This is a genomic window from Saccharothrix sp. NBAS 001 (assembly GCF_056640475.1).
In genome coordinates, this window is record NZ_CM153251.1 from 3594898 (window position 1) to 3610360 (window position 15463).

Consider the following 15463-nt stretch of genomic DNA (forward strand, 5'->3'; position numbering starts at 1 on the left):
TCCCGGCGCGCCGACTACGTGTGAGGGTGATGTCGGATGCTGGACTACGGCCTCGACATGTCCGCCGTGGAGCGCGACCTCGCGCTGCCCGACCTGGTGGCGGAAGGGGACGAACTCGACGACCTGGTCTCGGCGCACGCCGACTGGTCCCAGCCCACGCCGGCCGCCGGGTGGACGATCGCCCACCAGATCGCCCACCTCGCCGCCGCCGACGCGAACGTGCTCATCGCCCTCCGGACCCCGGAGGCGTTCGACGCGGTGCTGAAGCGGACCGAAGCCGCGGGTAGCGGGCACGCCGACCGCGAAGCCGGCGCGGGAGCCGCCCAACCGCGCCCGGTGCTGCTCGAACGGTGGCGCGCCGGTCGCGCCGAGGTGGCGGCGGCGCTCCGCGACACTGCGTGGGGCCAGGGGTTTCCGTGGTACGGCTCGCAACTGACCCCGGCGCTCATGGTGCCGCTGCGGCTGATGGAAACCTGGGCGCACGGACAGGACGTCCACGACACCCTGGGCGTCCCGCACCGTCCGACCGGCCGGCTCCGGCACGTGGCCACGCTGGGGGTGGCGGGACGGGGACTGTCGTTCCACGCGGCCCAGTCGCCCCCTCCGGCCGAGCCGTTCCGCGTCGAGCTGACCGGCCCGGACGGCGAAGACTGGGCGTGGGGCCCGGAGGACGCCGCGCAACGGGTCCGGGGCAGCGCCGTCGACTTCTGCCTCCGGGTCACCCGACGCAGGCCGCTGACCGCGACCGACCTCACCGCGACCGGGGAAGACGCGCGGAAGTGGCTGGAAATCGCGCGCGTCTTCCTCTGAAAGAGCCGATCTTCCTCGACCTGGGCTGTGGCGGCACGCGTCGTCACGCGGCCGGTCACCGGGCCGGGCGGTCCGCCGACCCGATGGCACCGGGCTCGGCGGCACCGGCCTCGACAGCGGGGACGGCGCGGAGGGTGGCGGCGCGGGTGTACCAGCTGTCGAAGAGGTCGCGGTAGTGCCCGGTGCGCGGTGACCGGTCGTCCGGGGACAGCCGGTCGTAGAACTCGAACGGACGGATCCGACCGGTCTCGGTCCACTGCAGGTACGAGGCGTACACGGTGCCGTCACCGAAGCGGAAGCCGTGCACCACGGGGACGCAGGCGTAGGACTTCAGCTCGACGGTGATCCCCCGCCGACGCAGGTCGTCGGCCTCCTGCTCGACGAACGACCGGATTCGCGCCGTGCTGCGCCGGGCCTCCTCCGCCCACTCGGCGGGCAGCTCGCCGGACCTCGCGACGAAGTCCGGGTCGAGGCACAGCAACGTGATGTGCCAGCCGGTCGGGCGGTCGGGCGCGGTCAGCCACCCGGCGAGCACCGGCCAGCTGGTGTTCAACGTCAGGCCGAGCACGGCGAGCCTGCGGTGCCGTCGACGGATCGCGTCGTCGCCCAACGCGGACAGCACCTCGGTCATCGAGTGCGTGCCCGCCTCGCGTTCGGCACCGGTCAGCTTGGACCGCAGCTCCCGGACCTCGCGCCCCAGCTGGTAGACGGCGATGGTGGTGATCTCCAGCATCACCCCGATCAGCGCGACCAGCCCCGGCAGCTCAAGACGCCCGATGTAGCGCTCCAGCACCATCCTGGTCGGCTCGATCGTGACGAGGATCAGGTAGACGCCGGCGAGCAGCGCCACCGCGGTCACGGTGATCTCCCAGATCTGCCGGATCCGCGTGGACACCCGCGCCCGCTCGCGCTTCCTCCGGCTCACCACGCGTCCACCCCTGCCGACCGCACAGGTAACCGGGTTCCCCCGCCAGGCTGGTTCACACACCCATCCTGCCGGATCGGCGGTCCCGCCGGCCGGCCCGGGGTGGTGCTCGGGCTTGCCTTGACGTCGACGGCAGGTTCTAGCGTCGCCACCGTGAGGTTCGCGATCAGTTACAGCACGGCCTACTTCGGCGTCGACCCCGATCGGATCACGGCGTACGCGCGGCACGCCGAGGAGTGCGGGTTCGAGGCGTTCTACCTGCCGGAGCACATCGCGGTGCACCCCGGCGCGGAGGTCGGCGGCCACCGGATCCCGCCCGGACTGCCCTACGCCGATCCCGTCGACTGCCTGAGCTTCGTCGCCGCGTCGACGAGCCGGATCCTGCTGGGCACGGGGGTGCTGCTGCTGCCGTACCACCACCCGGTGGTGCTGGCCAAGCGCCTGGCGACGGTCGACGTGCTGTCCCGGGGGCGGATGCGGTTGCTGACCGTCGGGTTGGGCGTGCTGCCCGGGGAGGCCGAGGCGGTCGGGGTCGACTTCGCCACTCGCGGCCGGCGCGCCGACGAGGCGATCGACGTGCTGCGGCTGCTCTGGGCGGGCGGCGAGGACGGGGTCGACTTCGCGGGCGAGTTCTTCGCTTTCCGGAACCTGTGCAGCTTCCCCAAGCCGTACGGCGTCACGCGGCTTCCCGTCCACGTCGGCGGGTCCAGCCGCGCCGCCGCGCGCCGGGCGGGACTGCGCGGCGACGGGTACTTCCCCGGCGGCGTGCCGACTCCCGACGAGCGGGCGGTCCAACTGGACCTCGCCCGGTCCACCGCGGCCGCCGCCGGCCGCGACCCGGACGCGCTGGAGTACACGCGTTGGGGTTCGCTCGACATGTCCCACGAGCAGGTGGAAGACCTGGCCGCACAGGGCGTGACCCGCATCGTGGTCACCGCGACCAGCCCCGACCCCGGCGAGCAGCAGGACCAGTTGTCCGCGTTCGCCGAGCGGTTCGCCTTGGGCGGCACGGCGCCCGCCGGGCCGTCCGCGTGACAGGTCGCTGTGCAACGCGGTGCGCCGCCGGCGGGGGTGTCCCCCGCCGGCGGCGATTCTCACCAGGTCAGCGCAGCCTGCCGTCCGCGTGGCCGGTGGGGATGGCGAACCACTCGTGCCAACCGCCGTTCGTGGGGATCGAGCCGGACCAGAACGTGGAGACCACGTAGCCGTCCGGCGCGGTCGTGAACAACTGCGGCTGACCGTTCAGGGTGATGACCGAGACGGCCCCGGTCGCGCCCGCCTTGCCGTTCGCGTACCCGGTCGGGATGGCGAACCACTCGCGCCAACCGCCGTTCGTCGGGATCGACGGCGACCAGAACGTCGAGATCACCTGACCGTCAGGGGCAGTGGCGAACAACTGCGGCTGACCGTTGATCACCGTCGCCGTGACCGTGCCGTTGGCCGAGGACTTGCCGTTCGCATAGCCCGTGGGGATGGCGAACCAGTCGTGCCAACCACCGTTGGTCGGGATCGACGGCGACCAGAACGTGGAGATGACCTGGCCGTCCGGCGCGGTCGAGAACAACTGCGGCTGACCGTTGATCGTCGTCGCGGTCACGGAGGCGTTCGCCGCGGTCTTGCCGTTCGCGTAACCGGTCGGGATCGCGAACCAGTCGTGCCAACCGCCATTGGTCGGGATCGAACCCGACCAGAACGTGGAAACCACTTGGCCATCAGGAGCGGTCGAGAACAACTGCGGCTGACCGTTGATCACCGTCGCGGTGATGCTCGCGTTGGCCGCGGTCTTGCCGTTCGCGTACCCCGTGGGGATCGCGAACCACTCGCGCCAGCCCCCGTTCGTCGGGATCGACGGCGACCAGAACGTCGAGATCACCTGACCGTCAGGCGCAGTCGAGAACAACTGCGGCTGACCGTTGATCGTCGTCGCCGTCACGGTCGCATTCGCCGCCGTCTTCCCGTTCGCGTAACCGGTCGGGATGACGAACCAGTCGTGCCAACCACCGTTGGTCGGGATCGACGGGGACCAGAACGTGGAGATCACCTGGCCGTCAGGGGCTGTGGTGAACAGCTGCATCTGGCCGTTGATCTTCGTGAACGTCACCGACGCGTTGGCCGACGTCTTCCCGTTCGCGTAACCCGTGGGGATCGCGAACCACTCGTGCCAACCACCGTTGGTCGGGATCGAGCCCGACCAGAACGTCGACACGACGTGACCATCCGGCGCGATACCGAACAACTGCGAACCGTCCGACGTCGTGACCACCGAACGCACACCCGCCGGGGTCGACGGGGGCGTGCCCCACAGCAGGTTGGCGATCCGCACCGCGTCCGCCGCTTCCACGCCGTACCGGTAGCGATACTGCGACGCGGGCCGCTGCACGTCCGCGGCGACGTCGCCGATCGGCGCGGAGTTCCAGGAACCGTTCGGGTAGAACGCGGCCATCACGTTCAGGAACTGACCGGTCGCGTACGGCGGGTCGGTCCGCTGGGTGAACGAGCCCCACGAGGCGCGCTGCTGGAACAGCCCGACCGAGTCCAGGTCGCCGCCGTCGAGGTTGGCCATGCTGGCCTCGACGATGATGGTGGACACGGCGATGGCCGCCGCCCTTTCGTTGTACCCCTTGCCCTTCACCGCCTCCACCACGGCACGGGCGCAGGACATGTTGTAGCCGTTGAGGTTCCCGCGCATCTTGTTGGTCAGCTGGGGGTTCAGGGTGGCGGCGTTCGCCGCGTCCTGGGCGGTGGGGCCGCCGGGCACGCACGGCAGCGGGTTGAACGCGGCGTCGACCTGCTGCGGCCACACCTCGTCCGGGTCGACGGCCGGGGCGGCGTTCGCCGTCCCGGTGAACACCAGGGCGATTCCGTTGACCAGCGCGGCCAACGCCAGGGCGGTGGACAGGGCGCGACGTGTGCGCACGGGCCTCGTGCTCCTCGCTCGGTCGGTCGTTTCCCGGCGCGCCATCAGATCCGCACCTTGCCGTTGTCGTAGCCGGTGGGGATGGAGAACCACTCGCGCCAACCGCCGTTGGTCGGGATCGACGGGGACCAGAACGTGGAGATCACCTGGCCGTCGGACGCCGCGGTGAACAGCTGCGGCTGGCCGTTGAGCGTGATCATGCCGACCCGCGCGGTGCCGGCCGCCTTGCCGTTGGCGTAGCCGGTGGGGATCGCGAACCAGTCGTGCCAACCACCGTTGGTCGGGATCGAGGCCGACCAGAAGGTCGAGATCACGTGACCGTCCGGTGCGGTGGCGAACAGCTGGACCTGGCCGTTGATCACCGTCGTGGTGATCGAGCCGTTGGCCGACACCTTGCCGTTCGCGTACCCCGTGGGGATCGCGAACCACTCGCGCCAGCCACCGTTCGTCGGGATCGAACCCGACCAGAACGTGGAGATCACCTGGCCGTCCGGCGCGGTCGTGAACAGCTGCGGCTGACCGTTCAGGGTGGTGGCGGTGACGGTCGCGTTGGCTGCTGCCTTGCCGTTCGCGTACCCGGTCGGGATGGCGAACCACTCGCGCCAACCGCCGTTCGTCGGGATCGACGGCGACCAGAACGTCGAGATCACCTGACCGTCCGGCGCAGTGGCGAACAACTGCGGCTGACCGTTGATCACCGTCGCGGTGACCGTGCCGTTGGCCGAGGACTTGCCGTTCGCGTAACCCGTGGGGATGGCGAACCAGTCGTGCCAACCACCGTTCGTGGGAATCGAGCCGGACCAGAAGGTGGAGATGACCTGGCCGTCCGGCGCGGTCGAGAACAGTTGCGGCTGACCGTTGATCGTCGTCGCCGTGACGGTCGCGTTCGCCGCCGTCTTGCCGTTCGCATAGCCCGTGGGGATCGCGAACCAGTCGTGCCAACCACCGTTCGTGGGAATCGACGGGGACCAGAACGTGGAGATCACCTGGCCGTCAGGGGCTGTGGTGAACAGCTGCATCTGGCCGTTGATCTTCGTGAACGTCACCGACGCGTTGGCCGACGTCTTCCCGTTCGCGTAACCCGTGGGGATCGCGAACCACTCGTGCCAACCACCGTTCGTCGGGATCGAGCCCGACCAGAACGTCGACACGACGTGACCATCCGGCGCGATACCGAACAACTGCGAACCGTCGGAAGTCGTGACCACCGAACGAACGCCGGCCGGAGTCGACGGCCCGTCGTCCACGATGTTGTTGTAGCGCAACGGCCGGTAGTTGCCGTTGACCAGCTTCGAACGGGTCCAGGTGCTGGCGATCGCGCCCGGGTCGGGGCCCTCGATGCCGGTGTAGGAGGTCTGCTCGTACACGTTGGCCGCGGTGTGGCTGCTGTCGGTCCAGCTCACGAACAGCACGATGTGGTTGTTCACGTCGTTGATCGCGTCGCCCGGTGCCAGGTCGTCCAGGCTGTTGAGCCAGGTGCCGTAGCTGGGCAGCGTGAACGTGGTCGGCGAGCCCATGCCGGACGGCGACAACCCCCACGCCATCGACACGAACCCGGAGCAGTCACGGCGGTAGGTGCCGTACTGGTTGGTGTAGGCCGCCAACTGGGTGTACTTGACGTTCACGTCCACCCAGCTGCGGGCCCTGGTCAGCACTTCGCTGCGGGTCAGGGTCGCGCTCGCCTGGAAGTCCGCCTGGGTCGCCTGCACCTGGCCGACTCCCGGCGCTTCCGGTGGGAACGGCCTCGTGTCGGCCGACGCGGGAACGGTCGCCGAACCCAGTCCCAGCCCGACGACCACCGCGCCTATCAGCAACGCCCGTCTGCCGAGCGCCGCCCTTGTCTGCCTGATCATCTCGTCCCCCTCGTAGTTCCTGCGGTGACAGGAACGAGAGTCCGCGATGCGGCTTCAGATCACCTGCAAAGCGGTGGGGTGCGGGGAGGGTGCTCCCTAGAGGTTTCCTGCAAGCGGGCCGGACACGTGCGCCCGCCAGGTGTCCGGGGTGAAGGCGGCCAGCTCGTGCTCCTCCCGCACGCCCGCCTCGGCGGCGAGCCGGACCGACTGCGCCCACTGGTCGGCGGCCGCGCGCGGGTCGTGCGCGCTGGTGGCCGCGGCCAGGTCGCGCAGGGTGCGGGCTTCCCACGGGGCCAGGCGGAGTTCCCGCCACTGCTCCAGCGCGGCGGTCAGCAGTTCGCGGGCCCGGTCGAGGTCCCCCTCGGCCAGGGCGAGTTCGCCCAGCGTGCGGGTCATCAGGGCCGCGCCGAAGCGGTCGTTGTGCCGTTCGCAGACGTCCAGGCAGGTGGTCAAGGTCGCCGCCGCGCCGTCCGCGCGCCCGCGCCGCAGGTCCGCCTTCACCAGGGACTGCGCCGCGTAGGTCGCGGCCAGCACGTCGTCGATGCCGGTCAGCAGGGCGTGCGCCTGACCGCTCAGCTCGGCGGCGGCGTCCGGGTCGCCGGCGGCCCGCCGGCACAGGCTCAGGCCGCGCACGGTCAGGGCTTCGCCCCGCCGGTCGCCCAGTTCCCGGTAGAGGTCCACGCAGCGGTGCAGGGTCAGCGCGGCGGCGGCCAGCTCGCCCTGGTCGCGCAGGATCGCGCCCAGGCCGTACTCGGCGGCGGCCACGACCGGCGGATCGCCCAGCCGGACCGCTTCGACCAGGCTCTCCCGCGCCTGCCCCAGACGTCCCTGGTCGCGGTACACGGTGCCGATGCCCAGGTGCGCCACCGCTTCGACCGCCGTCGCGCCCACCGCCCGCGCCAGCTCCAGGGCGCTCTCGAAGTGCCCGAGGGAGGCGGGGAAGTCGTCGCGCTCGTAGAAGAGCTGCCCGAGGCCCGCCCGGACCGTCGCCTCGGCGGTCCGGTTGCCGGAGCGGACGGTCGCCGCCAAGGCCGCGCGGTGGGTGCGCTGCCAGCCGTCGAACTCGTTGCGCACCGCGAATGGCGAGGACAGCATGGCCGCGATCAGGATCGTGCTCGGCTCGTCCACGCCCAGTTCGTGGCCGCGTTCCACGGCGCGCACGATGGTCTTCGTCTCCGCCGCCAGCCAGGCGGCCGGGCTCCGCTCGGCGTCGGCGGTCAGGCGGTCGTCCACCTCCAGCGCGACCTCCGGCACCGGGGTCAGCCCGACGGTGACCCGGGGCAGGTGCGACGCGCTGACGCCCACCAGCGCCATCCAGGTCAGCAACGCCCGGCTCAGGGCCGCCGACACCACGTCCGCCGGCTCGTGCCGCTCGGCCTGCTCCGCGCCGAACAGCTGCACCAGGTCGTGGAACGCGTAGCGGATGCGGCCCAGCGGGTCCACGCCCACGACGTCGAGCAGGCGCAGGTCCACCAGTTCCTCGACCACGTCCTCGGCTTCGTCCAACGAGGTGTCCAGCAGCGGGGCGGCCAGCCAGGAACCGAAGTCCGGCAGGTCCAGCATGGTCAGCAGGTGGAACGCCCGGCGCTGCCCGGCGTCCAGTTCCGCGTAGCCCAGTTCCAGGCTCGCGCGCAGCGCCTGGTCGCCGACGGCCAGTTCGTCCAGTCTTCGGTGCTCGTGCGAGAGCCGGGACGCCAGCGTCGCCAACGGCCAGTGCGACCGGGCCAGCAGCTTCGCCCCGGCCAGCCGGATGGCCAGCGGGATGCCGCCGCACAGCCACGCGATCCGCTCCGCCACCTCCGGTTCGGCGGCCACCCGGTCGTCGCCGACGATGCGGCGCAGCATCTCCACCGACGCGGTCGGCGACAGCAGTTCCAGCTCCACCGGCACCGCGCCCGCGATGCCGGTCAGCCTCGACCGGCTGGTGATCAGCACCAGGCAGCGGTCGGACGCGGGTAACAGGCGGCGGACCTGCTGCTCGGCGCGGACGTCGTCGAGCACGATGATCAGCCGCCGGTCGGCGGTGGTCATCCGGTACAGCTCGGCGCGCTCGTCCGCGCTGTCCGGGAGGTCGGTGCCCGGCACGCCCAGCGCGCGCAGGAAGCGCCCCAGCAGTTCCGCGCTGTCCACCGTCCGGCCCGCCTCGCGCAGGTTCACGAACAGCTGGCCGTCCGGGTAGCTGCGGGCCAGCGCGTGCGCGCAGTGCACGGCCAGGGTCGACTTGCCCGCGCCGCCCACACCGGAGATCACCACGATCGGCACCGCCGGGCGGTTCGTCGTGCCCGCCAGGGTCAGCACCCGGTCGACCTGCTCCTGCCGTCCCACGAAATCCGCGAGACCGGGCGGCAGCTGGTTCGGCGCACGCCCCGGCGCGCTCTGCGGCGGCTCCCGCAACACGGTCCCCACGGGCTGCTCGGCTGCCGCCAGGTGCCCGCCGGTGCCCGGCTGCGCTCCGGGCGCGGGCTGGTCGGTGGTCGCCTGCGTGCGGCCTGGGGTGGTGAGCGCGACCTCCGCCCGGCGGCGGGCCACGGTGCCGTCGAGGATCCGCGCGTGCAGCTGCCGCAACGCCGGCCCCGGCTCCACCCCGAGTTCGGCCACCAGGTGCTCGCGGCCGTCCCGGAACACCGCCAGGGCGTCGGCCCGCCGCCCGCTCAGGTACAGCGCTTCCATGAGCAGCTTGCGCGCCTCCTCGCGGGCCGGGTGCGCCGCCGTCAGCGAGGTCATCCGGGACACCACGGCGGCGAGCTGGCCCAGCGCGAGCCGGCAGCGGGCCAGGCCCTCCTCGGCGGCGAGGCGGTCGTCCTCCAGCGCGGCGGCCCGCACCCGGGCGAAACGCGCCGGGACGCCGTCGAACGCGGGGCCGCGCCACAGCGCCAGGGCGTGCCGGTAGGACCCGGCCGCCGCCGTCTCGTCGCCGGTCCGCTCGGCCCGCCGGGCGTCGCCGAGGTGGCCGGCGAAGCGCACCAGGTCCACTTCGGCGACGTCGAGCGCGTAGCCGGGAGCGCGGGTGGCCAGCGCGTGGTGTTCGCCGACGGCGGCGAAGCTCCGGCGCAGCCCGGCGACGTAGGTGTGCACCAGCGCGGCGGCGGTCTGCGGTGGGCGGTCGTCCCAGACGAGGTCGATCAGGCGCTCGACGGACACCACCCGGCCCGGTTCCAGCAGCAGGGCCGCCAGCAGGGTCCGCGGCTTCGGTCCGCCCAGGTTCGCCGCGACGGCACCCGCCACTGCCTCCACGGGTCCCAACGCGTTGACTCGCATGCACTCCCCCCGGATGTCCACGTTTCAAGTATTCCTCGGAGTCAACCCGTAATCCTTGAGGTCAACGCCGTGATCCGCCGTCTGCCGACAACGACGAGGCCGGGCGTCTTCGGTGCTCCGCACCGTTGTCCAGGCCGGTGGATCCGACCGGCGGCGACTTCTCCTTCCCCGCGCGCGAAAGACCCTGCGCGGTCCACGTAATCAGGTTTCGCGGGGGTGGTCCACGACGAGCAGCACCGCGTCGAGGATTCGGTCGAGGTCGCCGGGGCCGAGTTCACGGCCCAGCGTGCGATTCAACCGGCCCAGCCACTCGGTCAGTTCGCCGGACAGTTCGTCGGGGGCGCGGTGCAGGCGCGCGGCGATCGCGTGCAGGGCCTTGCGGAATCGCGGCTCCCGGCTGAACCGGACCAGGTCGGCGGAGGGGTGCGCGGGACCGTCGCCCTCGGCGGCCGGCACGAAGTCGATCAGCAGCCGGGTGCCGAACGCGTTCGCGAGGCGGGCGAGCGTGGACGCGGTCGGGTTGCCGCGCCCGTTCTCCAGGTTGGAGATGTAAGGCACGGACAGCCCCGCCTCCACCGCCACCGAGGCGACGGTGCGGCCCGAGGCGTCGCGGAGCGCGCGGAGCCGGGTGCCGAGGGTCGTGAAGTTCATGATCACCGACTATTCTGACAGTCAGGGTTGGTCCTGAAGTTTTTCTGTCAGAATAGTCCAGGGGGTAGGGACCGGTGTCGAGCGCCTTACAAGTCCGTGACTTCCGCCTGCTGTGGGCGGCGCGGCTGGTCAGCACGATGGGGCAGTGGCTGCTGGTCATCGCCATCCCCGCGCACGTGTTCGCGATGACCGGATCGCTGGTGGCCACCGGCCTCACCCTGTTCGCGGAGTTCCTGCCGCCGCTGGTGCTCGGGCCGCTGGCGGGCGTCGTCGGCGACCGGTTCGACCGCCGGCGGATCATGCTCGCCACGGACCTGCTGCGCGCGGGCGCGATCGCGCTCATGCTGCTGGTGCGCGAGCCCGGCATGCTGTGGCTGATCTACGCGGCCCTGGTGGTGGAGAGCACCGGCACCGTGCTGTTCCGCCCCGCCCTGCAAGCCCACCTGCCCGCCGTGCTGGGCACCGGCAAGCTGCTGACCAGTGCCAACTCGCTCAACGCGGTCACCGACGGCGTCGTGCGACTGGTCGGCGCGTCGACCGGCGCGGTGCTGCTCACCGCCGCCGGGTCCGACGTGCTGATCTGCCTGGACGTGGCGGGCTACCTGCTGTCGACGTCGCTGGTGCTGTTCACCGGCAGGAGGACCGCACCACGTGAGCGCGCGGCGGTCACGGTCGCCGGGATCGTCGCCGAACTGCGCGAGGGGTTGGGTTTCGTCCGCGCCGACCCGACAGCGCGGTCGCTGCTGGTGGTCAACTCGGTCTTCCTCGCGGCCAACGCGTCGCTGACCGCGCTGCTCGTGCCGTTCGGCATCACCTACCTGGGCGGCACCGAACCCACCGGAGTCGTGCTGTCGGCGCTCGGCGTCGGGTTCCTGCTCGGTGCACCCCTGGTCAGGCTCCTGGTGGACCGAGTGCAGCCCGGCAGGCTGACGGCGACGGCCCTGGTGCTGACCTCGACCGGCTACCTCGGCCTGTTCCTGTCGACGTCGCTGGTCACCGCGGTGCCGGCGGCCGTGGTGGTCGGCGTGTTCGGGTCGATGTGCCTGGTGGTGCCGATGACGACGCTGCAACGCGTGGTGCCCAACGCGATCCTGAGCCGCGTCATGGGCGCGTTCTTCACCGGCGAGGCGCTGGCCACCCTGATCGGTGCGCTGCTCGGCCCCGTGCTGGCCGGCGGTGCCGGGCTGATGCCGGCGCTGCTGGCGGCGTGCGCGCTGACGTTGGGCGCGGGCGTGCTGAGCCTGCTGCTGGTGCCCCCGGTCGCGGGCTGACCGGATCGTCGTGCCGCGCCGGGATCACCTGGTGCGCGTCACCGATCGGACGAGGACGGCGGCCACCGTCGCGTTCGGGGTCTTGGACGGGCCGGGAAACGGGCCGGGCCCTCACCGGACGCACCGGCGAGGGCCCCGGGCGCGTTCGTCAGAAGCCGCACCAGTAGTAGCTGCCCTGCGCCGCCGGCGACGTGGGGTGGTTGAGGTCCAGCAGGTCGTTGCGCACCCAGCCGCGGACCCCGGTCCGCAGGTTCTCCAGGTAGGTCCAGCGGGCGTTGGTGCCGCTCTCCACCGTGTAGCAGTAGTAGCGGACGTCGTCGGTCGGCTGGATCGCGCCCGGCGAACTGCAACTGGTCGAGGAACCACTGCGCTGGTTGGCCGCCCCGCCGTCCGCCGCGTCGACGACGACCCGGTTCTCCCGGTTCGGCCCCTCCGTGCCGCACGAGGCGTGCAGGACGCCGACCGAACCCGAGGCCCCTTGCGGGGTCGCGCTCGCCGGTGCCCCCGAGGCGATGCCGACCACGACGAACGCGGCCACCATCGCAGCCCCCAGGGTCTTTCGCATGACAATCTCCTCCGCGTCGGGACTTTCGCCGGGACGACCGATGCCCTTCGACTTGTGCGGCACCACGGTCTTCCCCTCTGTTGATGCGTGTGGCACAGCGTGGCGAGCCGGGGTTGCCGTTTCGTTGCCGGCCGCGCTGCCCGGCGGGTGGTCAACGCGTTGACCGGCGGGTGTCGATCTTGACCGCAGGGTGCGGGCAGGTGGCTCGCCGCGCGGCGCGAGCGGGGGCCTGACCTGCCCGCGACAACGGTGAGCTGCGCCGGAGCCACCGTCACCAGGTCTGTCCACAGTGGACAGTCAGGTGGCGCGCCGGCCCCGCTGCGGGAAGTCCGGCCGGCCTTTTCGCGTCAAGGGCGTTCCGGTTCTCGACGCATCCGACGGATCTCGGCGCAGTCGGACGCGGGCCTCCGGTGGTTGGCTCGGGAAAGGTTCGATCCGTCGTTGTCCGATCCCGTCGGCGAAAGTTGGTCGAAGTGTCCACAGCACGGCAGGGGAAGCGAGGGCGCGACTCGGCGGAGAACGAGAAGTTCCCGCAGCGGATACTTCTCGTCCTGAGGGTGGTGCAACGGGGAAACGGCACGCTGCGGCTGACCGACGTGGCACGGGAGACCCGGATACCGCTCAGCACCGCGCACCGCCTGCTGGCCCAGCTGGGTGCCCAGGACCTGGTGGCCAGGCGCGGCGGCCGTTATCGGCCGGGTGCCGCGCTGAAAGAACTGGAGAAGCCGGTCGGGACGAACCGCAGGGCGGCTTTGCGCACGGCCCTGAAACCGCTGCTGGTGGGCATCCACGAGAAGACCCGGTACGTCGTCGGCCTGGCGGACGCGGGAACCAGGAACGTGGAGTTCATCGACGTCGTCTACCGGTGGCAGTATTGCGCGGTGATGCCTCGGATAGAGGAGGAAACGCCGCTGAGCGCGAGCGCTGCGGGCAAAGTGCTGATGGCGTACGACCCGGCGTTGACGGTCGACTTGGCGGAGCGGATCGGCGATGCCGACGACTCGTTGCTCCTGGCGTTGCGCACCGAGCTTCCGGAGATCCGACGCCGGGGATTGGCGCACAGCTGTTGCGACGAGGCGAAGGGGATATCGGCGGTGGCGGCACCCGTGTTCGGCACCGACGGCCGGCCCGTGGCGGCGTTGAGCATCGGCGCGTACCGGGACCAGTTCGACGTGCTTGCCGCGTCCGGGTTGGTGCGGCAGGCCGCCGCGCACGCGCACACGGTCATCCAGCGGTACGCGGCGGCCTGACCGGCCGGTCCGGCGGGCGTCTGCCGAGGTGGATCAGGAGCCCGGTCGCGGCGGGTTCACGATCGCGGCGGGCGGCTCCCGGCACGACCGGTGACGTCGGGCCGACCGCTCCCGGCGGTCGTCAAGCCGGTGCGGAAGGCGAGGACCACCAACTGCACCCGGTCGCGGGCGTCGAGCTTGGTGAGCAGGCTGCGCACGTGGGCCTTGGCGGTACCCGGGCTGATGTGCAGGTGGTCGGCGATCTCGCCGTTGGTCAGCCCCCGGGCCACCAGGACCAGCACCTCCCGCTCCCTGGCGGTGATGGGCAACGCGGGCGACGGAGCGGCGGGTGGCGCGGCGGCAGGCGTCGGGCGTGCGGCGAACTCGGCGATGAGCCTGCGGGTGATCCCCGGTGCCAGCAGTGCGTCGCCGGCGGCGACCACCCGGATCGCCGCGAGCAGGTCCAGCGGCGGGGTGTCCTTGAGCAGGAACCCGCGGGCACCGGCGCGGAGCGCGGCGTGGACGTGCTCGTCGAGGTCGAACGTGGTCAGGACCAGCACCCGGGCGGCCGTGTCGGCGGTGACCAGGCCGGTGGCGGTCACGCCGTCCATCTCGGGCATCCGGACGTCCATGAGCACGACGTCGGGCCGCAGGTCACGCGCCAGTTCCACCGCGCGGACACCGGTGGCGGCCTCGCCGACGACGGCCAGGTCCTCGGCGGAGTCCACGATCCCGCACAGGCCCGCGCGCACCAGGTGCTGGTCGTCCGCGACGACGACCCGGATCGTCACTCGTCGTCCCCGATCGGGAACCGCGCTGTGACGCGGAATCCGCCACCCGGGACGGGCGCGGCGCGCAGGGTGCCGCCGTGCGCGGCGAGGCGTTCGCGCATGCCGGTGAGGCCGTGGCCCGCGATCACCGGGGCGGCACCCGCGCCGCCGTCCTCGACCTCGACGCGCAGTTCCCGGTCGCCGGAGGCGATCGTGAGCCGGCACGAATCCGCTCCCGCGTGCTTGACCACGTTCGTGAGCGCTTCCTGCACGACCCGGTAGGCCGACACGTCCAGCCCGGCGGGCAGCTCCAGGCTCCCGGTGGCGGTGACGTCGACCCGCACCCCGGCCCGCGCGGTCCGCTCCAACAGCCGCGACAGGTTCCCGAGGCCCGGCGGGTCGGTCTCGCTGCCGGGGTGCTCGCGCAGGACGCCGAGCAGCCTGCGCAGTTCGACCAGGGTCTCCCGCCCGGTGGTCTCGATGACGCCGAGCGCGGTGCGCGCCTGCTCGGGCCGGCTGCCGATCACCAGGTGCGCGTACCCCGCCTGCACGGTGATCACGCTCATGCTGTGCGCGACCACGTCGTGCAGGTCGCGGGCGATGCGCAGGCGCTGGGCGTTCGCGACGCCCCGCGCCCGCTCGACCTCCGCGAGCGCGCGGTGGACCCGCTCGGCGGTGTAGGCGCGGTGCCGGCCGACCGCCAGCCCGACGACCCAGGCGAGCCCCATCACCAGCACCGGGATCACCGCTCCCGCAGTGGTTTCCCGGATCACGACGCCCGAGACGGCGATCGCGAGCACCGCGGCGGCGACCGGCGGACGCCGTGCGACGGCGACGGAGTAGAGGACGAGCACCCACCCGAACAGGCCCGCCCACGGGGGGAGCACGGCGGCGGCGACCAACGCGGCGGCGACCAGCGGCCACCGACCGCGCAGCGCCACCGCCACCCCAGGCACCACCGCGCAGAGCACCCCGACCGGCCCGACCTGCCAGAGCACCAGGGCGATCCCGTCCGGACTGAGCCGGAACGTCGCATGTGGACCGCTGTCGGCGAACTGGAGCGCGACAAGGGCCACGGCGTACCCGAACCCGGCCGCGCCGTCGAGCCATCGGGCGATCGCGCTGGAACGCATGGCCGCAGCGTAGGGCGCGACGACGTGCGCGGCCATCAGCCCACAGGCGTACTCCCCGGGGCACCCTGCGGCCGGATTGAC

At 72.1% G+C, this 15463-nt stretch carries 12 protein-coding genes; 4 read left to right on the forward strand and 8 right to left on the reverse strand.

Annotated features, from left to right (window positions below; all coding sequences use genetic code 11):
* Nucleotides 1–36: 36 nt before the first annotated feature.
* Nucleotides 37–810 (forward strand): TIGR03084 family metal-binding protein, encoded by a 774-nt coding sequence (locus AC0HI0_RS15200; RefSeq protein WP_480932995.1) that lies wholly within the window; start codon nt 37–39, stop codon nt 808–810.
* A 55-nt stretch (nt 811–865) separates the two neighbouring features.
* On the opposite strand, the gene AC0HI0_RS15205 is transcribed toward AC0HI0_RS15200, so the two are convergent.
* Nucleotides 866–1735 carry a hypothetical protein gene (locus AC0HI0_RS15205; RefSeq protein ID WP_480932996.1) on the reverse strand — a complete coding sequence of 290 codons (870 nt, stop codon included), beginning with the start codon at nt 1733–1735 and terminating at the stop codon, nt 866–868.
* A gap of 153 nt (nt 1736–1888) precedes the next feature.
* Here AC0HI0_RS15205 and AC0HI0_RS15210 point away from each other — a divergent pair, with 153 nt between their 5' ends.
* Complete coding sequence (locus tag AC0HI0_RS15210; RefSeq protein WP_480932997.1) at nt 1889–2770, forward strand: TIGR03619 family F420-dependent LLM class oxidoreductase; 882 nt, start codon at nt 1889–1891, stop codon at nt 2768–2770.
* Between the two features lie 67 nt (nt 2771–2837).
* Here AC0HI0_RS15210 and AC0HI0_RS15215 read toward each other — a convergent pair whose 3' ends face one another.
* From AC0HI0_RS15215 to AC0HI0_RS15230, 4 genes are all read right to left on the reverse strand, one after another.
* Entirely contained in the window at nt 2838–4652 is a 1815-nt protein-coding gene (locus tag AC0HI0_RS15215) for a PLL family lectin (RefSeq protein ID WP_480932998.1), read from the reverse strand.
* A 44-nt stretch (nt 4653–4696) separates the two neighbouring features.
* Nucleotides 4697–6505 carry a PLL family lectin gene (locus AC0HI0_RS15220; RefSeq protein WP_480932999.1) on the reverse strand — a complete coding sequence of 603 codons (1809 nt, stop codon included), beginning with the start codon at nt 6503–6505 and terminating at the stop codon, nt 4697–4699.
* Between the two features lie 96 nt (nt 6506–6601).
* On the reverse strand, nt 6602–9739 hold the full coding sequence (locus tag AC0HI0_RS15225) for an AfsR/SARP family transcriptional regulator (protein ID WP_480933000.1): 3138 nt from the start codon (nt 9737–9739) through the stop codon (nt 6602–6604).
* Nucleotides 9740–9964: 225 nt separating this feature from the next.
* A complete protein-coding gene (locus AC0HI0_RS15230) occupies nt 9965–10414 on the reverse strand; it encodes a helix-turn-helix domain-containing protein (RefSeq protein ID WP_480933001.1) in 450 nt (149 codons plus the stop codon).
* Nucleotides 10415–10488: 74 nt separating this feature from the next.
* On the opposite strand from AC0HI0_RS15230, the gene AC0HI0_RS15235 reads away from it, so the two are divergent.
* Nucleotides 10489–11685, forward strand: a complete 1197-nt coding sequence (locus AC0HI0_RS15235) for an MFS transporter (protein ID WP_480933002.1) — start codon at nt 10489–10491, stop codon at nt 11683–11685.
* Nucleotides 11686–11833: 148 nt separating this feature from the next.
* On the opposite strand, the gene AC0HI0_RS15240 is transcribed toward AC0HI0_RS15235, so the two are convergent.
* Nucleotides 11834–12250 (reverse strand): SH3 domain-containing protein, encoded by a 417-nt coding sequence (locus AC0HI0_RS15240; RefSeq protein WP_480933003.1) that lies wholly within the window; start codon nt 12248–12250, stop codon nt 11834–11836.
* A gap of 473 nt (nt 12251–12723) precedes the next feature.
* Here AC0HI0_RS15240 and AC0HI0_RS15245 point away from each other — a divergent pair, with 473 nt between their 5' ends.
* A complete protein-coding gene (locus AC0HI0_RS15245) occupies nt 12724–13500 on the forward strand; it encodes an IclR family transcriptional regulator (RefSeq protein WP_480933004.1) in 777 nt (258 codons plus the stop codon).
* A 56-nt stretch (nt 13501–13556) separates the two neighbouring features.
* Here AC0HI0_RS15245 and AC0HI0_RS15250 read toward each other — a convergent pair whose 3' ends face one another.
* The gene (locus tag AC0HI0_RS15250; protein ID WP_480933005.1) at nt 13557–14270 is read right to left on the reverse strand and encodes a response regulator; all 714 of its coding nucleotides are present in this window, start codon (nt 14268–14270) and stop codon (nt 13557–13559) included.
* On the reverse strand, nt 14267–15382 hold the full coding sequence (locus AC0HI0_RS15255; RefSeq protein ID WP_480933006.1) for a sensor histidine kinase: 1116 nt from the start codon (nt 15380–15382) through the stop codon (nt 14267–14269). The genes AC0HI0_RS15250 and AC0HI0_RS15255 overlap by 4 nt, the downstream gene beginning before the upstream one ends.
* Nucleotides 15383–15463 lie beyond the last annotated feature (81 nt).